This window comes from Pseudomonas sp. TWR2-1-1, assembly GCF_049897045.1.
GTDB lineage: Bacteria > Pseudomonadota > Gammaproteobacteria > Pseudomonadales > Pseudomonadaceae > Aquipseudomonas > Aquipseudomonas versuta.
This window is the reverse complement of sequence record NZ_JAFCVM010000004.1, coordinates 38,699-60,037: the sequence shown is the minus strand read 5'-3', so window position 1 is coordinate 60,037 and position 21,339 is coordinate 38,699. Positions and strand designations below refer to the sequence as shown.

The following is a 21,339-nucleotide window of genomic DNA, read 5'->3' as shown; positions in this document are numbered from 1 at the left end:
GATCTGATCAAGGGGTGTTCGCTGGCCGCTCATACCGGGTCGTCTGAGCGCATGATATGTTCGACTATCCAACGCTGGCTTTTCTGGTTTGACCGCTCACTCACTCACATCACCAAGGGCATCACATGCCTGCGATTATCCGCCTTGCTGTACCGCAAGATGCACAACTGCTGCCCGCCATTGAAACCTCCGCTGCTCAAGCATTTCGCATGATTGATGAGTTGAGTTGGCTGGCTGATTCGCCTCCGATGTCCATCGAACGTCATCGCCAACTCATTGCGCTATCGACATGTTGGGTTGCGCTTGATGCCGAAAATCGGCCGCAAGGATTTCTCAGCGGCGAGCGCCACGGCAGTGATCTACATATCTATGAATTATCAGTGATGCAATCGATGCAAGGACAAGGTACCGGGCGGTGTCTGATTGAGGCCGCGAAGGATTATGCGCGCTCAAGCAGACTCAGTTTCGTCACGCTGACGACATTCAAAAACGTGCCATGGAATGCACCATTTTACTCCCGGGCAGGCTTTGAGACTAAAGCCACCACAGATCTGGATCAGAGGCTGACGGGGTTATTGGACGAGGAGTACAAGCATGGATTCGCTCCGCAAAGTCGGTGTGCCATGGCATGGCCAGTGACTTGAATACAGAACTGTCAGTCCTGTACGCCTCCGGCAAAGGAAGGTGTTTTATCAACGTGAACCCCCTCGCGCAGCGCCAACCCACTGAGCCCGGGTAGAGCGTACAATCGCCAGGCCCGCTCGACCGAATATCGCCGCCTGGCGGTAAACTTATACCCGGCCCGACGAGTCACCAGTCTTGCGCAGGTTGACTCAATTCGCGTGGCCTCTATCACTGAAAATACCGCCTGTGATCACTCGTTCAGATCGCCGCCCTTGGGCGCAATGGCTGCAGAGTGTTGGCGTGAAACACCCCACAGCGCTGCAGGGCCTGTTCAGTGCCATACCACGTCTTCGACGCGGATCTTTTTTGGCAGCAAGTGATTCTCGTAGAACAGGTCGGCGGTAGCCTGCTGGGCGGCGATGATTCTTGCGTCAACCGGCAGGATTGGAGAGGGCGGCCGGTTATCCAGGTAGCGCGTGATCACGGCTTCGGGCAGGCCCATGGAGCGGGTCAGGATGTCGATACTTTGCTGACGCTGGCTACGTGTCGTCGCCTCGGCGGCAGTTAACTGCTCAAGAACCGCGTTTACAAATGCCTCATGGGTTTTTGCATAGTCGCGCCGGGCGGTGTAGATCGGGCCGGACAACCCCAGGCCTTCACCATTGGCCAGCAGGCGGGAATGGCCTTCGAGCAAGGCCAGCGAAGCATAGGGATCCCAGATCGCCCAGGCCTCGACGCTGCCTTGTTCAAAGGCCGCGCGGGCATCGGCGGGGCTGAGGTAGATGGGCTGGATGTCCTTATAGCTCAAGCCAGCCTTGTTCAGGGCCCTCAGCAGCAGGTTGTGGGAGCTGGAGCCTTTCTGGAAAGCGACTTTTTTGCCCTTGAGGTCGGCCACGTTTTGCAGCGGACTGTCTTTGCGCACGAGGATCGTTTCAGCGGTTGGCTTGGCTGGCTCGGCACCCACATAAACCAGATCAGCCCCGGCAGCCTGCGCGAATAAGGGCGGGATATCGCCTGTGGAACCCAGATCCAGCGCGCCGATGTTCAACGCTTCAAGCATCTGCGGCCCGGCAGGGAATTCGATCCACTGCACCTTGGTGTCAACGAAGCGCTTCTCCAGCAGGCCTTGTTCCTTGGCAATGACCAGTGCGATGGAGCCTTTCTGATAGCCAATGCGCAGGGTTTGCGGGTCATCTGCCAGGGCAGCGTGGGCCGATAAAAGGCTGATCAGGCCTGCGAACAGGAGCGTGAGGCGTTTCATTTTGGGGGGGGGCTCGTAGCGGGTTTCGGCAGCGATATAAGTCATTGTGAGTCTCGACGGGAAGCGGAAAAGGGGGCGACCTGCACGGGCCAGTGATAAAACTCCAGGCCCAGCGCGCTGCGGTTCTTAAAGCCCTTCCAATAGCTGTGATCGGGTTTTTCATATCCGCTTTGGTCTTTCGACCATTTGCCCGCAGAGGCCAGCGGCACCAGGCTAAGCCAGGACTGGCGGTCCAGTCCCTTGAGCTGCTGGTCGAGAAAAGTGAGGACGAAGTGCTGATTGATATTGTTGATTCGGCTGGAATCCCAAACCGGTTCGGCATAGGCGCCGAAATCCTCGGGATGGCTGCTGGCTGCCTGTGGCGGCGGATTAGATGCAATATTGTGCCGTGCATTCTGGTAAACCAGCAGGTAGCGATCGGCATTGATTGCGCCTTCTGCCAGCCGTCTGACGCCCCGGGCGTAACCCGCTACATCGTCCTGGTCACCGGCGATGAACAGGCTGGGGACACGCAGGCTTGCCAGCCCCTTTTCATCGAACAGACCTTGCTCGCCACCCCAGGGCGCAAAGGCAACCACGGCTTTGATGCGGGCATCCTGGCGGGCTTCAAAATCGGGGTTTCCCGCTTGTCTGGCCTGCAATAGGTTGCCAGGTACAAAGCGCGACGCCGTTTGGCTGGTGCCAACGCCCGCTGCGTTAAGCACACCGTAACCCCCCATGGAATAGCCAACCAAAGCGGTGTGGCTGACATCGATTTTGCCCGCAAGGGGATTACCACTTGCCGGTGCCGACCACTGCGTGACTTGATCCAGCACGAACAGAATGTCCAGCGGGCGGTTGAGCAGGGTACTGGCAAACCCGGCCTTGTCGGCGCGGGTGGATTGTGTGTGATCGATGGCCACCACCACATAGCCATGGGAGGCGAGGAACTCGGTCAGGTAACTCATCTGCAGGCGTGAGCCCGGGTAACCATGAGACACAATGACCAGTGGGCAGGTCTTGTCTGCCAGGGGCTGCGCGTCTCGTGCTGCGCGGCCTTCAAAAGTGAAAACGGTATTGGGTCGGGCCGGGTCGTTGGCACCGGCGCCCAGCACATCGTTGTAAGTGGTCAGCTCGGACTGGGTTTTGCCCAATTGCGCCGGGTACCACACCTCCAGACGCAACGGTCGGTCGTAACGGGGATCGCTGGCCGTGGCGCTGACCGCCAACACGTTGAGCTGGTCAAGATGCACGACGTTCGCAGTGTGCACGCCAACCTTGTAAGGCCCCCGTGCAGCCAGCTCGGGCGCGTCCGGACGTGCATCCCCATTGAGCGCAAAAACACTGGACGACAGGGCCCAGGCCAGCATCAGGCAAGCGGTCTTCGAGGTTGTGAAATTCACCTATACACTCCCGGCGTAGCGGTGACGCGGTCGTTGCAGGCCCAAGTTTTCCCGCAGCGTATGGCCGCTGTACTCGGTGCGGAACAAGCCACGGCGCTGCAACTGCGGCACCACATGAAAGGCAACGTCTTCAAGCCCTCCCGGCAGATGCGGCACCAGCACATTGAAGCCATCTGCGGCGCGCTCTTCGAACCAGACCTGAAGTTCATCGGCGATCTGCGTCGCGGTGCCAACCAGGCTGTAGTGGCCACGGCCCCCGGCGATCCTGCGCCCCAGCTGCTCCAGCGTCAGGTTTTCATCCTGTGAGAGCCGGGTCAGCAGTTTTTGCCGGCTTTGCTGCCCGCTCTCGGTCAATGGCAAGAGGGGCAGCGGTTCATCGAGGCGGTAACCGGACAGGTCAAAGTTGCCCAGCATGCGCCCCAATAAGGCGACACCGACCTTGGGCTCTACCAGCGCCTGAAACTCCTCGAACTTCTCCCGGGCCAGTGCTTCGCTGTCGCCGACCACGATAAAAACACCCGGCATGATTTTCAGCGCGTCGGGGTCGCGGTCAAAGCGCGCCATCCGGCCTTTGAGGTCGGCATAGAATTGCTGCGCATCGGCCAGAGAGGTCTGGGCCGTGAACACCACTTCTGCGGTTTCGGCTGACAGCTCGCGGCCGACTTCCGAGGAGCCGGCCTGGACAATGACGGGCCGACCCTGAGGGGGGCGGGCGACGTTCAACGGACCTTTGACCCGAAAGTGCTCGCCCTGATGATCCAGCACGTGCAGCTTGGCCGGATCGTAGTACTCGCCACTGGCTTTGTTGCGGATGAAAGCATCGTCTTCCCAGCTGTCCCACAAGCCAGTCACCACTTGATGGAACTCCCGCGCCCGGCTGTAGCGCTCGGCATGGCCGATGTGTTCGTCGCGCCCGAAATTCTGCGCTTCTGCTGCGGCATCGGAGGTCACCAGATTCCAGCCAGCGCGACCGCCGGACAGGTGATCCAGCGAGGCGAATTTACGCGCTACATGGTACGGCTCGTTGTAGCTGGTGGTGGCGGTGCAGATCAGGCCGATATGCTCGGTGACGGCACTGAGCGCCGACATCAGTGTCAGCGGCTCGAAGTGATCGGAGCGGGCCATGTGGCTGGCGCTGGCACCGGTGGGGGCAGCGACGCTGTCGGCGACGAACAGCGCATCGAACTTCGCCGCTTCGGCCACCCTGGCCAGGTGCTTGTAGTGTCTGAAATCCAGCCCGGCGTCGGCCGGGACATCCTTGTGGCGCCAGGCGGCCACGTGATGCCCGGTGGCCATGAGAAAGGCGCCGAGTTTGAGCTGGCGGGGCGGGGTAAGCATAGTTTGGTCCTTGTTGAATCAATGGCGGATCCACAGGGTTTGTCTGACCCGGATCCTGTGGAAACGGTGCTGGCGGCGATAAAGCTGGACGCGGTTCGACGTCGATCGCGGTGTCTTTCGCGCGGGAACGCCTCGCTTGCACTGGGATGGCGGTGTGGTTTCGTTCAAAAATCCTTGCGCACCTGCACGCCGAAATAACGCTCATCATCACGGGGCACAGAGCGATAGATGTAGCCGCTGCCGCTTGCCAGTACGGACGAATAGGATTTGTCGGCAAGGTTTTTCCCCAGCAGCGCTACACGCCAGCCTTGGTTGTAGTCGGCCAGGGCGACGCTGGCATTCCAGATGCCGTAGGCGCCTTGTTTGGTGTCCGGGTTCTGGCTGATGTCGTACTGCACTTCGCTCTGCCAGTTGTAATCGGTGCCCAGTTCGATATCCAGGCCGTTTTCCAGCGGGATGCTGTAGTCGGCGCGCACGTAGCTTTTCCAGTCCGGCGAGAAGGGCAGGGTTTTGCCGTTCACATTGCAGGATGCCGCTGCACCTGCCGGGCAGGAGAAAGTATCGATACGCGCCCGGGTGTAAGCCAGGGCACCGGACAGCTTCAGGTTTTGTGTAGCCTGCAGGGCAAGGTCCGCTTCAACACCTTCAGTGCTGACGCTGCCTGCGTTGATCAGTCGGGTGACCACCAGACCGGCCACGGTATCGAAGAAGTTCGCCTGGTAGTTGTCGTAATCGCTATGGAAGACCGCCACGTTGGTGACCAGTCGATCATTCCAGCTGGTGGCTTTCACGCCCAGCTCCCACGTATTGGAGGTTTCCGGTTTCAGCGGGTCGGTGTCCCGGGGCTGCATATTGAAGAACACGTTATAGGCCGGGCCTTTGTAGCCACGGGAATACGTCAGGTATGTCATCACGTTGTCGGTCAGGTCGTATTGCAGGCCTAGCCGCCCGGACCAGCCGTCTTCATCCACTGAGCCGGAGCTGCTGGTCGCGGGTTGAATGCCGCTGACGGTCGTGGCTGACGTCGACAACCTGCGGTGGTCGTATTCCAGTTCGTCGTGTGTCCAGCGCAGGCCGGCGATCCCGCGAAATGCAGAAGTGAAGTTCAGCGTGGATTCGCCAAATACCGAATAGCTGTCGCTGGTGGTGCTGTAGTCCGCTACGCCGACGTCGGTGCGGGTAGTCGTCACCAAGGCGCGGCGATAGGTTTCATCATCCTTGCCATGCATGTAATACAGCCCGCCGACGTACTCCAGAAACTGGCCTTTTGGTGAGGCCAGGCGCAACTCCTGGGAGTATTGATTGAAATCCAGATCGCCCTTGTCTTCGGTGCCGGGGAAAGCCGCGCTAATGGTCGCCAGGCGGTCGCCGTCCTGCCATTGCGTGTTGTTCCAGCCGCGCCAGGCGGTGATCGACGTCAGGGTGTAATCCCCCAGGCTCCAGTCCAGTTGCGCCGATAGACCTTTGTTGATGTCTTCGACGTGGCTGCGGTAATCGCTGAGGATATCGCGGTTGTCGCTGCTGGCATGCACCGGTGCAAGGGCACCCGCGAAGGCTGGGGTCAGCGCGGAAACGATCACGCCATTGGGCGCGTCGTCATGGGACTGCATGTAATCGGCGATCACTGTCAGTGTGACGTCGTCGTTAGGGGTGAACTCCAGCTTGCCCCGCGCGCCTTTGTGGTTGTAGCCATTGACTTCCTGACCATTGGCCTTGTTGTCGACGTTGCCGTCGTAGCTGGCGAACAGAGTGGTCAGCAAGGCTTTGAGGGTGTCGGGGATCAGGCTGCCACCGATACCAAACCGGGTGCGGCTTTCGTTGCCGCTGTAGTAGGACTGATCGATATAGCCGTGTGTTGCGGCGCTCGGCGCCTTGCTGATGACGTTGAGCACACCTGCCGATGCGTTTTTGCCAAACAACGTACCCTGTGGGCCGCGCAACACTTCGATGCGCTCCAGGTCCAGGAGGTCCAGAGTGGCCTGGCCGGGGCGCGCGTAAACCACGCCGTCCACTACTGTAGCGACGGTCGGCTCCACGCCCGGTGAGGTGGATATCGTCCCCACGCCGCGGATGAATAGCGAGGTGTCCTTGTTTGACGCGCCGGTGCGGAAGTTCACGCTGGGAATCTGCTGGACGATACTCGACACGCTGTTGCGGTTGTCTCGTTCCAGCTGCTCGCCATCGACGACCGAAACTGCCACCGGCACTTTCTGCAGGGATTCTTCCCGGCGGGTGGCGGTGACGGTCACGGCCTGCAAGGTTGCGGTTTGCGCATCGCTGCTGTGCGCGGTGCCCTGCGCAGCCTGACCGTACAGTGATGTCAAGGCCAGTGCCGCAACGACGGCTTGCGCGAGGCGCGTTGGTTTGATGATTTCCCCAAAGGTGTGTTGCATGTCGATGCTCACTTGAAAGATGCTCTGGTTGCCATGACTCTTCGGTCATTGCGCCTGATAGGTGCCATGGTTGTCCGGCGGCATTCGCTCAAGCGAGTAGCTGACAAGATCGCTCCGTTAGCGCTAACATCACCAGTATCGATAAGGGCGTTATAGATCGTCAAATACTAAAAAATTACTTTTATATTCCTTTTTGTTAGATAGGCCGAAATCTTGAGCGATCAGAAGAACCCGCCGCGCAAACGGCGTGGGGCAGGGCGCATCACGTTGCAGACCGTCGCCACGCATGTCGGGGTTTCGACGATGACGGTTTCGCGTTATTTCAATCAGCCAGATCAGGTGTCTGAAGAACACCGGGAACGCATCGCCGCTGCTGTTGCAGAACTGGGTTATGTGCCGAATCTCGTGGCGGGCGGTCTGGCTTCGGCGCGAGGCAGGATCATCGGCATGGTGGTGCCGAACATTTCGGGGCCGATTTTCGCCAATACCATCCAAGGGTTCAGCGACACCCTCAGCCGCCATGGTTATCAGTTGTTGCTGGCATCCAGTTACTTTTCGATGGAGCAGGAAGAAAGTGCGGTGCGGGCTTTTCTGGGTTGGTCCCCCGCGGCGTTGGTGGTCACCAGCCACTTTCACAGCGCTGCCACCGAAAAGATGCTTGCCGATGCGGACATTCCGCTGGTAGAAACCTGGGACTACCAACCGGACCGGGCACCTATTCAGATCGGTTTTTCGCACTTTGAGGTCGGGGTCACCGCTGCGCGATATCTGCACGGCAAGGGCTATCGGCGCATTGCGTTCGTACAGAACAGCGCGGCGGGTGACTTCAGTGCTCTGGAGCGGCGCGATGGTTGTTCGGCGGCGCTGATCGAGTTGGGCCTGGAGCCCATAGAGTTTGCGCCAGACCCTGATTGGGCGCCCTTCGAAGCCGGCAAGCAAGCCATGCAGGCGCTGATGAACCGGCCGGACAAGCCCGATGCCATCGTGTTCGCCAACGACAATCTGGCCGCTGGCGCACTGCTCGCCGGCCAGCGCGCCGGACTGCGAATCCCGCAGGATTGCGCAGTGCTGGGTTTCGGTGATTACGCCTTCGCCCAGATGCTCTTGCCGAGCCTGAGCACGATCAAACCTCCAGCGCTGGAAATCGGCGTCCTGGCCGCCACCCGTCTGCTGCAAAGTCTCGGAGTGGTCGAGCGAGAGGGTGAGTTGCAGCGCCTGAATTTGCTGGCTTGTGATGTGATTGAACGCGAGAGTGCATGATTTGGCGCTACTGGGCATAACAACCGAACAGCTTAAGCTGAGTATTTCTGGGGGCCCGCTACGAGTCGCTGATGTCAGGCGGCGGCCTAAAGTAACGATCCGCTCCTGGCCCAGAGTGTGTAAAAACGCTTCGCCAAAATTGAAGTGCGCGCCTCTGCGTTAAATCTGAAATTTATCGGCACGTCTGCAGATGTGAATTTCGCGTAGAAACGCGATTTACAGTCCGGTTTTGAGTACCTGACGCGCTCAAAAACGTTTTTACACAGCCTCGGCCGATAGCAGCCAGTCACGAAGGGCTGCCTACAGAAACGTGGGTGTGAAAAAAGGGACAGATCTATTTTCTTCGAAAACAAATCGGTCCCCTTATCTTGTGCAGCCGTCGTCACGACGCATTGCTCAATCGCGAATAAACGCCAACAAATCAGCATTGATCTGATCCGCGTTGGTCGTCGGCATACCGTGAGGGAAGCCGGGGTACGTCTTGAGCGTGGAATGCTTCAAAAGTTTGGCCGAAAGCGGCGCAGAGTCTGCAAACGGTACGATCTGATCGTCCTCGCCATGCATGACCAGCGTCGGCACCTCAATCGCCTTTAAATCTTCGGTGAAATCGGTTTCGGAAAACGCCTTGATGCAGTCGTACTGAGCTTTTGCACCGCCCATCATGCCTTGACGCCACCAGTTGTCGATGACGCCTTGCGAGACCTTGGCCCCGGGTCGATTGAAGCCGTAGAACGGCCCCGCCGGCACGTCCACGTAAAACTGCGCACGACTGGCAACCAATGCCGAACGGAACCCGTCGAACACTTCCAGAGATAAGCCTCCAGGATTCTTTTGCGACTTGACCATGATGGGTGGAACCGCGCTGATCAGTACGGCCTTGGCAACACGTCCCGGTTTGGCTCGCGCGGCGTAGCGCGCGACTTCACCACCCCCGGTCGAGTGGCCGATATGGATCGCCCCCTTGAGGTCGAGCACATCGGTCAGCTCGATGACATCGGCGGTGTAGGTGTCCATGTCGTTGCCCTCCCACGTCTGGGTCGAGCGCCCGTGTCCGCGGCGGTCATGCGCGATCACCCGGTAGCCTTTGAGCAAGAAGAACATCATCTGGTTGTCCCAGTCATCCGCGCTCAACGGCCAACCGTGGTGAAACACGATGGGCGACGCGTCTTTCGGCCCCCAATCCTTGTAGAAAATCTTGGTGCCGTCTTTGGTCGTAATTGCGTTCATGGCGTGTGTCCCCTCGCGATCTGTTGGGTGTGGGGTTGCAGGGTGCGTATCAGCGCCTGCGTCAACCCGCAACGGCTGGAAAGCGTTACCGGCAACGTGCAAAGACGGTGAGCCGAGGTCGTGACCAACGGGGCACGAGCGAGCTTCGTCAGTGTAGAAGACGCACAGCAAGCAAGACTTTCAAGCGATAGGTGGAGCTTGCCAGTTACAAACCGAGCATTAATGACCGGCAGCTATCGGCCAATAGCAGCCGCTCAAAGGCGTCTAGGAAGGCCGGGGCAATTCACTGACACGGGAAAAGCGTCTCAAATGAACTTGCTATTCTGCATCAAGCTGAATCGCGCCTAGTTTCGTAGACACCTCCAAGCCTTAAAATGAGGCCCATTAGAGGTGCCATGAGCAACCAGCGTTATCCTGAAGAATTCAAAATCCAGGCGGTCAACCAAGTGACCGAAAGCAGCTTCCTGTCTCAGAGGTGGCTGCGCGATTGGGCGTGTCCGTGCACAGCCTCTATGCCTGGATTAAGCGCTACACCAAGCCCCAGGAGCAGTGCGTCCAGGAGGACGATCAGAGCGCTGAGCTTCGCCGTCTACGTGCTGAGCTAAAGCGGTTGACGGAGGAGCGGGACATCTTAAAAAAGGCCGCCGCGTACTTTGCCAAGGAGTGCGGCTGAAGTACGCCTTTATTAAGCATCTAGCGGGCGACTACTCCATTCGACGGCTCTGCCAGACGCTGAAGGTTCATCCCAGAGGCTACTACGCGTGGCTATCCGAGTCAGAATCTGCGCGCGCCAAGGAGGATCAACGACTGCTCGGTTTGATCAAGCATTCCTGGCTGGAAAGCGGTGGTGTTTATGGCTATCGCAAGATCCATGATGATCTGCGCGAGGTTGTTGAGAACTGTGGCCGCCATCGGGTGGCATGGCAGCAGCTTGGTTCATCAAGAAGAAGACGGGCACCGTGATTAAGGCGACCGCACCGCGTCTGCATACCCGCTCGCGTCTAAGCGCTTGGCATGAATGGGCGTCAGCTGTAGGCGAGTCTCCGCCCGATACGACAGGGCAAACCTTTGAGCACTTCTACTTCAGCTTGCAGGCTTCTGTGGCAGGCTTGGGTGTGGCAATCGGGCCGTGGCATCTAGTGCGCGACGATTTGGAGACGGGTGTCTTAACTGCGCCATTGGATTTCGTGGAGGATGGCTCACGCTACTGCCTGTTTTCACCTGAGCCGTTGCGCCCTGATAGCCCTCAGGCCGACCTGCTGGAATGGTTGCGGACTTTGGCATAGTTGGAGACGAGAATTGGTAGGCTGCTTAGCTACCGCTATTACCGCGCCGAAACAGCTTAGCGGCCGAATTTCAGTTGGGCGCTGGTATTCGTGGCAAATTGCATTCCACTTGACCACCCGTTTGCATTGCCACTGACCAGCCATTTGCATTCGACTTCACCAGTTGTTTGTATGGGATCTGACCTGCGCACGGGGTGGGCCTTGACCGGCAGAAATCGGCCAATAGCAGCCGCTCGAACTTGTTTCACCATGCTGTCGAACGGATTTTGCCTCTCCACACCATACTGTTGCGGCCAAATCCATCCCCACTGTATCTGCTTTGCCTAACTACTACCGGTTAGCATCACTCCTCACCCAAGGAAGTATTGCACTATGCCGGACGCCACTAACCTCTACCTATTCATTGCCGCCGCCTTGATGTTGCTGATCGTGCCTGGCCCTAACATGGCTATCGTCAGCAGCCATGCGGTTGCCCACGGCTGGCGCGCCGGCCTCGCCGCAGCACTAGGAATAACCTTGGCCGATGTGCTGATGACCGTCATGGTTAGCGCAGGTCTCGGTGCGCTGGTGATGAGTTGGGCGCCGGCGTTTGACTTGCTACGGTGGGCCGGGGCTTGTTATCTGATGTGGCTGGCCTGGCAGGCATTGAAGACGCCTCCTGCGGACACTGATACTCAAGCTACACAGGCTTCGTTTCGGAAGATCGTTGCCCGAGCCACGCTCAACAGCCTGTTAAACCCCAAGGCGCTGTTATTCTTCATGGTATTCCTGCCGCAGTTCGTCACCACAGGCGCCAGCAGCGTCACCTCGCAGTTGATGTTCTTAGGTATGTTGCTTGCACTGATCGCATTGATCTTCCATTCCCTGCTCGGATTTTGCGCCGGACGGCTGCATGGGCGCCTCAGCAAGGGCTTCATATCTAAACGCCTTGGTGCTTATGGCTTCGCTGCGGTAATGACAGCGCTGGCGGCGCGTTTACTGGTACTTAACCGGCCGCTTTAAAGGGTCGAGTCACACCGACTTGGCAAAATATTTTCCTTACCTATCCGCACCGTCGAATACCGTGACCTAGACGAGATGTCCACTATGGGTCGATTGCGGCATTCATGATTGGTCGTCATCCGCGTTCCAATCTTCGAAGGCTTGCATCATCCTGCGCTTGGTCATCACATCGGCTGGTATCAAATGTTCGATTCGCAGCGACTCCACGGTGATGTCCAGGGGCATGCCGAAGGTAGTGAAGGTTGAGAGAAAGCTCAACTCTCCATCCGGGGTGCACACACGGGTCAGCAGCAAAGGGCTGACAGAGGGTGTCTGCAAGGCAATGGCTGGAGCTGGTAGGTTGCGCAAGCGCTTTGCGAGCGCTGGATTGCCGACTGACTCTCTGGAGGCGCGCTGCCACGCAGCAGCACGGATCTCCTGTGCATTGGCCAACCGATCACCGAGTCCGCCGGGGCAGAGCAGTGTTTTCAGCAGATTGAAACCTGACGCCACGTCCTGTGCCACCCCCGCCATCGCCAACAGTAGCCCCGTGCTCACGTTCGCAGTAGTGATATCCCAGTTGCTGTCGATAACGATGGCAGGCGCCGGATTGTTCGCACGCAGGATGTGATCGATGGCCGTGTGTACCATTTCCAAGGCGGGCGCATCGAGCGACGTTGCTGCGTAACGTGGCGCGTATCCAGCGGCAAGAAAGACTTCGTTGCAGTGATCTAGCGGCGCTCCAAGGGCCGAAAGTATGGCGTGCAAGGTACTGGTGCTCGCCTTGGCGCGGCCGGTTTCGACGCAGCTGAGGTGGCGCTGCGAAACCCCGGCCATGAGTGCAAGATCGAGCTGGCTTAGCCCTGCCTGCCGACGCAGGTGGCGCACGTGCTGGCCCGCCGATGTGGCCGGAGGGGGATGTTTATGAAGGAACAGGTGATTACTCATGCTTCGCCTCTGACGTCCTTGTGCTCGGCCTCCATGACCTCACAGGTCATTGAGCGCCAGCAACCCTACCACTACTGTGCCAGGAAACCCTAGCAAGGACAGGACTATGGTACTTCGCCTCATTACGCTGGCATCGCTGGTGCTCTTTTCGATGTATACCGGCTGGACGATGCTGAATGCTGAGCAGTCGCTGTTTGCCTTTGGGCTTGAGCTGATTTCCCGACCTGACACTGCCCAGTTGGTCATCGACTTGTACCTTATGGCAGCGCTGGCCGGCATCTGGATGGCGAAAGACAACCGATCGCGAGGTGGTTCACTCATTGACCTGCTTCCCTACCTGATACTGACTGCTGTATTCGTTTCCGTGGGGCCGCTGCTGTACCTCGTGGTCAAAGGCTTTAATAGGGAGCGCCAGGCATGACCAGTGCTTTGACCGTCTACTCACTCTGCGTGGTTGTGCTGTTCCTCAAGATGTTCGCGGTCTCCTGTTACCAAGGCCTCTTCCGCATACGCTTCAGGGCATTCACGAACACAGAGGACGCCGCTGTTTTCAATCGATTCGCTCGTGAAAAGGAGCTTGCGCAAGTGACTCGCGCGGCAAGGGCCTGGGCGAACGACCTGGAAAGCATCCCGGCATTCTTCGCGCTGGGTGGGCTCGCCGTTGCCATGAATGCACCTGCTTCCGTCACGGCATGGTTGAGCGTTCTGTTCACCATCGCCAGAGTCCTGCACACGTTGGCATACCTGAAGGGCGTCCAGCCTTGGCGCACCGTTTTCTATGGTGTTGGGATCCTGTGTCTCTTGGGCTTCTGCGCGACGATCACCATTAATGTGGTGATGTCATGATCGGACGGGCCATGGCTTTGCCTTCGTTGAGCGTAAGTCCGCTATGGGTCCAGGCTGTGTGAAAACGGATGCAGCGTTTTGAAGTCTGCGTTGCTAGGTAAAATCTGCCAGCGCTTGGTTGGTCAGCCAGACCTGAAATTTGCGTAGGATCGCGATTTTCGGTCCGGCTCTGACTGTCAAACCTGCTCTAAAACGTTTTCACACAGCCTCGGTCGATAGAAGTCGCTCATAAGTGGCTGCTTCTGGCCGATTGCTGCCCTTTGCTAGAGGTGGTAAGCGGCCATAAGTAGTCACTCCCATTTTCGCGGAGTACTTGAGGGTATCGTTTCTGTTTGCCACGAGGGGTTGAAATCTGCCAAGAGCTGGTCTTCGAGGGTACTTATTCAATCAGCGGCGACTCAACACTTTCAATCAAAACTGCTTTGTTGCACTGGCTATACGCCGGTACTTACGCAACTCCCGATAAGCGCTGCCGATATCCAGAAAAAATATCTCTGCGCTGCGCCAGAGCAGCATCCACACCGTAACGGTAAATACTGCCACCGGGATGGTGCTTTCAATGCCCAGAGTCTTGCCTATTAACCCCACCGCCAGTGCCAGGCCCAGGAGTGTCAGCGCTTCGAATCGCAGGATGAGAATATTCCCTCTGACTTGCTCGCTCTTTTCCGCAAAGGTATTGCTGATGGCTTGCTGTAGGCGTTCTCGCTCATTTTCCGGACAGTTGATCTGCAGGCACAGCTTGGGGTAGTACCAGGCACTATCCAACAGGTAGTCCGCCAGCTCCGGGCTTAGTTTGGGTGCGTCCAGCGAGGCAAATGGATTGAGGTAATCGTGGGTGATCGTCAAATCGATTTTTTTGAGCATTATGAACTTTGGCCTGGTTGAGTTGTGGGCGGAGGCTTCAGTGATCCAGGTAAAGCTAGTCCAAGATAGCTGTTCTGCTTTGTCGGCAGTCACTCGCGCTGTTGCAGGAGCGGATTTATTCGTAATGCGTTGCCTGAATGTGCACCTCGAGCGCCTCCGTCAACGCTGATTGTTATCGCTCTCAGCCTTGGGGGTATCAGGCAGCGGGCGAGGCATTCGCGCAAAGGGCTCGAGGCAGCCATTGGCCGACAGCTGCGCTTCGTGACAGGCTGCTATCGGCCTAAAGCAGTCAATCCGATGTATTTAGAAAATCTGGAGCGATGCAAGGACACCGCCGGACGGATACAAGCACGCGCAACTAACGGAGTAGTCAAACGATGATTTTGGTTGTTGAAGGGATCAGTGCCAGCGGGAAAACCACTTGGTGCGCTAAGCATGGAGGGCAACATGTCATTGCTGAAAACGGTCGTTTTGAAAACGAGCCGGACCGGACAAAGGATTCATTGGGAGCAGCAACTTTTTGGGCAGAGCGAAACGTGGATCGCTGGCAAACGGCGCTGGCCATGGAAGACATTTCTTCGTGGGCTCTGTGTGACAGTGACCCTCTCAAACTCCACTACATTTGGTGCCTTTGGCAGATCGGTGAAGCAAGCGAACACGACTGGCAAACAGAGTTGCAAGCCACAAGAGAAACGATCGCACAAGGACGTATTGGCTTTGCTGACTGTTACATTGTTGGCCGCATAGATCCTCTGCTCGCGCGCGAACGAGCCAAAGCAGACACCACCCGCCGCCGGAGTAATTTCGAGCTACATGTGCGCCTCCAACAGGCTTTGCTGATCTGGTACGCATCCATGGACGAAGTGCTTCCCGGCAGAGTGCGATTCGGGTTTCCTTGCAAAATGCCCACTGTAGAAAAGCTTGAGGGAAGATATTCGTTAACGTCCTTTGATCAAATGATCGCATTGCTCCCCAGAAAATAGTCAGCCCTTTGGCAGGCAGGGATTTGAAAACCTGATGCATAACAACACTGATCAACAATGACTGAGGCCGCAGACCCGTATCGAGAAGAAGGGGTAATTCGAAATTACCCCCCAGCAATCAGGCAATCTTGATAACGACCTTGCCAAAAGCTCCCCTCGCCAAGTGTTCATAGGCCTGGCGTGCCTCTGTAAACGGGTAGACCTTGTCGATTACCGGTCTGATCTGGTTCTCGTTGAGGAAAGAGTTCATGCGGTCGAACGACGAGCGAGGCGCGACTGCGATGCCGCGAATGGTTGTCTGCCGGAAGATCAGTGGCATCAGCCCTAGCTCGGTGGTTTGCCCTGTCAAAAAGCCGATCTGTGCGATCTTGCCTGCGGCCCGGGTCGCTGCGATTGACTGGTTCAGGCCATTGCCACCGGCAACGTCCAGAAGCAGGTCGACCCCTTTCCCGTCGGTGAGCTTCAGCACTTGCTCGGCCCAATCCGGGTGGGTCCGGTAGTTCACCCCAGCGACTGCGCCCAGCTTCATGGCAGCTTCCAGATTCGCGTCATTGCTTGATGTGACAATGACTTTGGCGCCCAGCGCGGTAGCCAGTTGAACAGCAAAAATCGATACGCCGCCCGTACCCTGCACGAGCACGCTTTCTCCGGCCTTGATCTGGCCGTAGTCCACGAGTGAGTACCAGGCAGTAAGTGCGGCGATAGGCAGTGTCGATGCTTCTTCGTCCGACATGTTATCGGGTGCGCGCACAGCGCTATCCTCGTGAATGATCATGTATTCGGCCAGACCGCCAGGCAGGGGCGAGCCAAAGCAGTAATCGGGTTCGTCGGGGCCCGGGGCGCCATCAATCCAGCGCGAATACAAATGCGAGTTTACCCGGTCGCCTACGTTGAATCGGCTTACCCCTTCACCAACAGCCACCACGGTTCCAGCTGCATCACTTACGGGTATCAGCGGTTTTGGCACCTTATGTGGCTCATAAATACCGTCGACGATGGCTTTGTCGCGGAAGTTGAGCGAAACGGCGCCAACCTTGACCAGCAACTCTCCGGTCTTCGGTTCCGGAGCAGGGGTGTCACCAAGGACTAAATTGTCGAGACCAAAATCATGCACAAGCCAGGCTTTCATTTCGTTTCTCCTTAAAGGGCACCAGTCGTGTCTGGTGAGGTGCAGCCATTGTTCCTTGCGAGTCGACAACAATAAATGCGCCAGCCAGAACAGGACTGTTGTCTTTAAAGGCAACAATGGCCTAGGGTTTGTACCTATAGGGGCAACAAAAACAGGGCGAGGGTGTATGGAACTGCTTCAATCAATGCAGGTTTTTGTTCGTGTTGCCGAGCTCGCAAGCTTCACGAAGGCCGCCGATGCCACTCAATTGGGGCGCCCTCAGGTCACCAGAGCCATACAGGATCTGGAAGCGTCTCTTGGGGTCAGGCTTTTTCAGCGTACGACCCGACAAGTCCGGCTTACGACAGAGGGGGAGCAGTTTTACGAACGGGTCATGGATATTCTCGGTCGTCTGGCTGAGACGACGTCGATGTTCAATACGGCGGGAGCTTGCCTTCGAGGAAAGCTGCGGGTTGATATTGCGTCGGCGCTTTCCCAGCCTGCATTCATCACAAGTTTGAGAGAGTTCACCCACACTCATCCGCAAATCGAAATGGCTTTGGGGGTGACCGACCGCACGGTGGATCTGGTTGCCGAAGGTGTGGATTGCGTGCTCAGGATCGGAGAGTTACCGGACTCCAGTCTGGTGGCCAGACGTATAGGTATGGCAACCATGGTGACGTGCGCGGCGCCAGGATATATCCAGGAGTTCGGAGCACCGGATACTCTGGAGGGGCTGGATACTCACCGTTGCATAAGTTTTCTTTCCGGCCAGAGCCACCGGCCGCTCCCCTGGCAATTCTCCCAGGGCGGCGTCGACAGGGGTTACATCAGCCACCGCGGCATCGTCGTCAATGAGTCCAATGCCTATGTGCAATGTGGCGTAGCCGGTTTTGGCATTCTTCAGGCACCGGGGATCACGCTGCAGCGGTATCTGGCTGACGGATCTTTGGTGGAAGTACTTGAGCGCTTTCGGCCAAGACCGCGCCCGGTGTCCGTGTTGTATCCGAGCAGAACGCATCTTGCTCCGCAGGTACATGCTTTTGTCGACTGGGTAAGTCAGCGGTTTGCGCTTATTTATCCTGCGTGGCTTGAATAAAAGATTCGTAACTACAGCCTTCGCTCAAGACAGCGCAAGGCCGACGGTAACTCGTTAAACAGTTTCTGATATTCCAGGGTGAAATAACTCGAATGGCCAAACCCCCAACGTTCGGCGATATCGGCAATGCTTGCATATGGGTCTTCTTTCAACGCGCGGCGCGCACCGTTCAAGCGAACCGACCGCAGATACTGCACAGGTGTAACCGCGGCCACCGACTGAAAACTATATTGAAGTGTGCGTCGTGACACTTTCAAACGTCGACAAAACTCAAGCACGTTCGTTGGCGCTGCGGGTTCTTCAATCAACCACTGATGACAACGTTCAACGATGTAATTGTGGGTCCCAGGCCGCGGCGTTTCCTGAGGTACATCAATCACTCGCTCCAGCCACTCGACGGCCATGAGAGTCAGCGACTGCCATGTCGAACTGGTCGGCGAGCCCTCCATCAAAGCCTTGAACATCACTATGCCAGGGGCCAGGCGGTGTGTTCGCAGACACACGCGCTTCGGCCGATCCAGTTGCATCAATGCATAGAGCACCGCTTCGTCCAGCAGCCCGCGTAACGTTGCATAGGGAATCGACATGCAGAGCACATCCATGCCAGCCGGCGTGAACACGCGATATTCGTCGTTCGGCAGCAAAACAGTGGCGCATTTTTCCGCCATCGTCCCTTGATAATCCACTGCAGGCCAAGCCAGCGGGAACAAGATGTTGACCGCATTGCGCGGTAGACAGATGTGCTGGATAACCTGCTGATTGAGACGCTCACGAAACAGCTGAACTTCACCCGCCTGGACCACATCCAGCCAACCTTCGAGGCGGCCGCAACTGAGCTGGTCATAGCGCTGACGCCAGCCTGGCAATGCGTTGGCATGCTCGAAAATATCGGTTGTATGAAGGGATTGACGCACGCGGAACCTCTACGGGAAAAAACGCTGTAACGGGTAAATGTTACAAATTGTTAGCAAGCGTTATGCCAATAAATTTCCTCCCCCAATGCGTGCTGAAGGACCAAGTAGTGCTGTTTAAAGCACCAACTTGCAGCATGCCTGCGTCAAGTTAGTGCGCCGCTCTGGCGCAACTTTCACTGCTAGCCCCTGGCGCGATGAATTGCCAATTTGTGTTAAAGGACGCCAACAACTTCGCCTTACAGTGAGTGTGCCTGCCGGCTCCCGACTACTTCGCCCTCCTGCATAGAACGCTGTTTGGCTCGCCCGCAAAATGGAAAAAACCGTTGGCGAAAGAAACATGCCTCATTACTTTGCTGGGCACTTTAAGGACTTCACTGATGAGTCATACACTCAAACGCCGTCAATTTAATTTAGCGCCGCTGGCCTTGGCATTAACCCTTGCCGGCCTTGCCTCCACCGCCCATGCCCATGGCGGCGCAGCGCAGATGGTACCCCTGAAGTCGACCCTGGAAAATTTCGGGGCCACTGTAAAATGGGACGACTATGCCAACCTCTTCGTTATTTCCAAAGACGGGGCATATATCAAGGTAAAACCGAACAGCAAAGTGGCGATGCTTAACGGCAAAAGACTGGAACTTAGCGTTCCGGTGGTTTTTAAAAAAGATACTGCACTTATGTCGAATAACTTCATCAATGAAGTATTCCAGTCGGGCCTGGATAAAACGTTTAGCGTCGAAACCCGGCCTCATCCACTTAACGCTTTGAGTGCAGACGAAATCAAGTTGGCGGTCGAGGTGATCAAAGCGTCTGGGCACTATAAAAAAGACTTCCGGTTCACGGCAATATCGCTCCGGGGGCCGAAGAAGAGCGAAGTCTGGGACTTCATCTATACCGGAAAACCCGTAAGTCAATCTCGCGAAGCCGATGTGACCGTACTCGATGGCAGGCACGTCGTCGAAGCCGTGGTAGATCTGGGCAGCAAAAAACTCCTGAGTTGGGAACCGACCAGGAATGTTCACGGGATGGTCTTGCTGGACGACTTCGCGACTGTGCAGTCGGTCATAGAAGGCAGCACTGACTATGCTCAGGCGCTGGCCAAACGTGGCATCAAAGACGTCAAGAAGGTCGTCACTACGCCGCTCACAGTGGGCTACTTTGATGGCAAAGACGGCCTTGTTCAGGACCAGCGTCTGCTTAAGGTGGTCAGCTATCTGGATGTCGGCGATGGTAACTACTGGGCTCATCCGATCGAAAACCTGGTGGCCGTGGTCGACCTGGAAACCAAGAGCGTGATCAAGATCGAAGATGGCGTGATAGTGCCGGTGCCAATGAAGCCTACGCCTTACGACGGGCGAGGGCGTAAGGCGGCGACCGTCAAGCCACTGGAGATCATCGAACCCGAGGGCAAAAACTACACGATCACCGGCAACAGCATCCACTGGCAGAACTGGGACCTGCATTTGGCACTGGATTCGCGGGTAGGCCCGGTGATTTCCACGGTCACCTATAACGATCAGGGCAAGAAGCGCAAAGTCATGTACGAAGGTAACCTGGGCGGCATGATCGTGCCCTATGGAGATCCGGACGTGGGCTGGTACTTCAAAGCCTATCTCGATTCCGGAGACTACGGCATGGGGACTCTCACCTCCCAGATCCAGCCTGGCAAGGACGCGCCGCAGAACGCGGTGTTTGTTGACGCGACCATCGCCGACTATGCCGGATCGCCCATCAATATCCCGCGCGCGATGGCGATATTCGAACGCTATGCGGGACCTGAATACAAGCATCAGGAAATGGGCCAACCCAACCTCAGCACCGAGCGCCGGGAACTGGTGATTCGCTGGATCAGCACTGTCGGCAACTATGACTACATTTTTGACTGGGTCTTCCAGCAGAACGGGGTGATCGGTATCGACGCAGGTGCAACTGGCATCGAGGCAGTCAAAGGTGTGAAGTCCACCACCATTCATGACGCAACAGCCAAAGAGGACACTCGCTACGGTACCTTGATCGACCACAACATTGTCGGCACCACTCACCAGCACATCTACAATTTCCGCCTGGACATGGACGTAGATGGCGAAAACAACTCGCTGGTCGAACTTAATCCCGTGGTTGCCAAAAATGACCGCGGCGGGCCGCGCTCCAGCACCATGCAGATTGACCAAAAGGTGGTCAGCACTGAACAGCAAGCTGCACAAAAATTCGACCCCGCGACTATTCGTCTGATCAGCAACACGAGTAAGGAAAACAAGATGGGATACCCGGTGTCCTACCAACTGATCCCTTATGCGGGCGGGACTCACCCTGTGGCCAAGGGCGCCAATTTCGGTAGCGACGAATGGCTGTACCATCGACTGAGTTTCATGGACAAGCAGATTTGGGTGACCCGTTACGATCCTCTGGAGCGCTATCCAGAAGGTAAATACCCGAATCGCTCTGCAACGGATACCGGTCTGGGCCTCTTCACAGCCAACAACCAGTCGATCGAAAGCAGTGACAATGTGGTGTGGCTTACCACCGGCACCACTCACGTGGCGCGCGCAGAGGAGTGGCCGATCATGCCAACCGAATGGGTGCACGTACTGCTCAAGCCTTGGAACTTCTTCGACGAGACACCCACGCTGAACCTCAACTCACCGAAATAAGCGCAGCCTCTGTAGCCGTTTCCAGCTACAGAGGCTTTTCCCTGGTTGTGGTCGTAACAAGTAATCCTTACCCAGCCAGTGGTGGTGCACGACCTCCTGAAAGGGTTGGACGTGACGCTCCAGGTGATCGATTGCGCGTGTCGATCGAACGCGCTCGCATTGGGCGATTCAATCGAC

Annotated in this window: 18 protein-coding genes and 1 pseudogene; 10 read left to right on the top strand and 9 right to left on the bottom strand. The window is 57.1% G+C overall.

What is annotated here, in order from left to right; genetic code table 11:
* The first annotated feature begins 125 nt into the window (after positions 1–125).
* Complete coding sequence (locus ACP7BO_RS11550; RefSeq protein ID WP_426210464.1) at positions 126–644, top strand: GNAT family N-acetyltransferase; 519 nt, start codon at positions 126–128, stop codon at positions 642–644.
* Positions 645–955: 311 nt separating this feature from the next.
* Here the strand turns inward: ACP7BO_RS11550 and ACP7BO_RS11545 are convergent, their stop codons facing one another.
* From ACP7BO_RS11545 to ACP7BO_RS11530, 4 genes are all read right to left on the bottom strand, one after another.
* A complete protein-coding gene (locus ACP7BO_RS11545) occupies positions 956–1,885 on the bottom strand; it encodes a sulfonate ABC transporter substrate-binding protein (protein ID WP_426210927.1) in 930 nt (309 codons plus the stop codon).
* Between the two features lie 41 nt (positions 1,886–1,926).
* Positions 1,927–3,267: an alpha/beta hydrolase family protein gene (locus tag ACP7BO_RS11540; RefSeq protein WP_426210462.1), complete on the bottom strand. Its 1,341-nt coding sequence runs from the start codon at positions 3,265–3,267 to the stop codon at positions 1,927–1,929.
* Positions 3,268–4,605 (bottom strand): LLM class flavin-dependent oxidoreductase, encoded by a 1,338-nt coding sequence (locus tag ACP7BO_RS11535; RefSeq protein WP_426210461.1) that lies wholly within the window; start codon positions 4,603–4,605, stop codon positions 3,268–3,270.
* A 164-nt stretch (positions 4,606–4,769) separates the two neighbouring features.
* The gene (locus ACP7BO_RS11530) at positions 4,770–6,998 is read right to left on the bottom strand and encodes a TonB-dependent receptor (RefSeq protein WP_426210459.1); all 2,229 of its coding nucleotides are present in this window, start codon (positions 6,996–6,998) and stop codon (positions 4,770–4,772) included.
* Positions 6,999–7,211: 213 nt separating this feature from the next.
* Here ACP7BO_RS11530 and ACP7BO_RS11525 point away from each other — a divergent pair, with 213 nt between their 5' ends.
* Positions 7,212–8,258, top strand: a complete 1,047-nt coding sequence (locus ACP7BO_RS11525; protein WP_426210457.1) for a LacI family DNA-binding transcriptional regulator — start codon at positions 7,212–7,214, stop codon at positions 8,256–8,258.
* 396 nt (positions 8,259–8,654) lie between these two features.
* Here the strand turns inward: ACP7BO_RS11525 and ACP7BO_RS11520 are convergent, their stop codons facing one another.
* Positions 8,655–9,485, bottom strand: a complete 831-nt coding sequence (locus ACP7BO_RS11520; RefSeq protein ID WP_426210455.1) for an alpha/beta fold hydrolase — start codon at positions 9,483–9,485, stop codon at positions 8,655–8,657.
* Between the two features lie 395 nt (positions 9,486–9,880).
* On the opposite strand from ACP7BO_RS11520, the pseudogene ACP7BO_RS11515 reads away from it, so the two are divergent.
* The 3 genes and pseudogenes from ACP7BO_RS11515 to ACP7BO_RS11505 form a co-directional block, all read left to right on the top strand.
* Positions 9,881–10,406, top strand: a pseudogene (locus ACP7BO_RS11515) (transposase); the annotation flags it as partial.
* A complete protein-coding gene (locus ACP7BO_RS11510) occupies positions 10,406–10,771 on the top strand; it encodes a LysR substrate-binding domain-containing protein (protein ID WP_426210453.1) in 366 nt (121 codons plus the stop codon). The pseudogene ACP7BO_RS11515 and the gene ACP7BO_RS11510, both read left to right, overlap by 1 nt.
* Before the next feature lie 372 nt (positions 10,772–11,143).
* Complete coding sequence (locus ACP7BO_RS11505; RefSeq protein WP_426210451.1) at positions 11,144–11,773, top strand: LysE family translocator; 630 nt, start codon at positions 11,144–11,146, stop codon at positions 11,771–11,773.
* Between the two features lie 102 nt (positions 11,774–11,875).
* Here the strand turns inward: ACP7BO_RS11505 and ACP7BO_RS11500 are convergent, their stop codons facing one another.
* Positions 11,876–12,700 carry a helix-turn-helix domain-containing protein gene (locus ACP7BO_RS11500; protein ID WP_426210449.1) on the bottom strand — a complete coding sequence of 275 codons (825 nt, stop codon included), beginning with the start codon at positions 12,698–12,700 and terminating at the stop codon, positions 11,876–11,878.
* A gap of 106 nt (positions 12,701–12,806) precedes the next feature.
* On the opposite strand from ACP7BO_RS11500, the gene ACP7BO_RS11495 reads away from it, so the two are divergent.
* Complete coding sequence (locus ACP7BO_RS11495) at positions 12,807–13,121, top strand: DUF2834 domain-containing protein (protein ID WP_426210447.1); 315 nt, start codon at positions 12,807–12,809, stop codon at positions 13,119–13,121.
* Positions 13,118–13,546, top strand: a complete 429-nt coding sequence (locus ACP7BO_RS11490) for an MAPEG family protein (protein WP_426210445.1) — start codon at positions 13,118–13,120, stop codon at positions 13,544–13,546. The genes ACP7BO_RS11495 and ACP7BO_RS11490 overlap by 4 nt, the downstream gene beginning before the upstream one ends.
* 411 nt (positions 13,547–13,957) lie before the next feature.
* Here ACP7BO_RS11490 and ACP7BO_RS11485 read toward each other — a convergent pair whose 3' ends face one another.
* The gene (locus ACP7BO_RS11485; RefSeq protein ID WP_426210925.1) at positions 13,958–14,410 is read right to left on the bottom strand and encodes a hypothetical protein; all 453 of its coding nucleotides are present in this window, start codon (positions 14,408–14,410) and stop codon (positions 13,958–13,960) included.
* Between the two features lie 377 nt (positions 14,411–14,787).
* Between ACP7BO_RS11485 and ACP7BO_RS11480 the strand changes: the two genes are divergently transcribed.
* Positions 14,788–15,393 (top strand): hypothetical protein, encoded by a 606-nt coding sequence (locus ACP7BO_RS11480; RefSeq protein ID WP_426210443.1) that lies wholly within the window; start codon positions 14,788–14,790, stop codon positions 15,391–15,393.
* 118 nt (positions 15,394–15,511) lie between these two features.
* On the opposite strand, the gene ACP7BO_RS11475 is transcribed toward ACP7BO_RS11480, so the two are convergent.
* Complete coding sequence (locus ACP7BO_RS11475; RefSeq protein WP_426210441.1) at positions 15,512–16,522, bottom strand: zinc-dependent alcohol dehydrogenase family protein; 1,011 nt, start codon at positions 16,520–16,522, stop codon at positions 15,512–15,514.
* A 166-nt stretch (positions 16,523–16,688) separates the two neighbouring features.
* Between ACP7BO_RS11475 and ACP7BO_RS11470 the strand changes: the two genes are divergently transcribed.
* Positions 16,689–17,600: a LysR substrate-binding domain-containing protein gene (locus ACP7BO_RS11470; RefSeq protein WP_426210439.1), complete on the top strand. Its 912-nt coding sequence runs from the start codon at positions 16,689–16,691 to the stop codon at positions 17,598–17,600.
* Between the two features lie 11 nt (positions 17,601–17,611).
* On the opposite strand, the gene ACP7BO_RS11465 is transcribed toward ACP7BO_RS11470, so the two are convergent.
* On the bottom strand, positions 17,612–18,514 hold the full coding sequence (locus ACP7BO_RS11465; protein ID WP_426210437.1) for a helix-turn-helix domain-containing protein: 903 nt from the start codon (positions 18,512–18,514) through the stop codon (positions 17,612–17,614).
* A gap of 377 nt (positions 18,515–18,891) precedes the next feature.
* On the opposite strand from ACP7BO_RS11465, the gene tynA reads away from it, so the two are divergent.
* Positions 18,892–21,162 carry a primary-amine oxidase gene (gene tynA / locus ACP7BO_RS11460; RefSeq protein WP_426210435.1) on the top strand — a complete coding sequence of 757 codons (2,271 nt, stop codon included), beginning with the start codon at positions 18,892–18,894 and terminating at the stop codon, positions 21,160–21,162.
* The last annotated feature ends 177 nt before the right edge of the window (positions 21,163–21,339 follow it).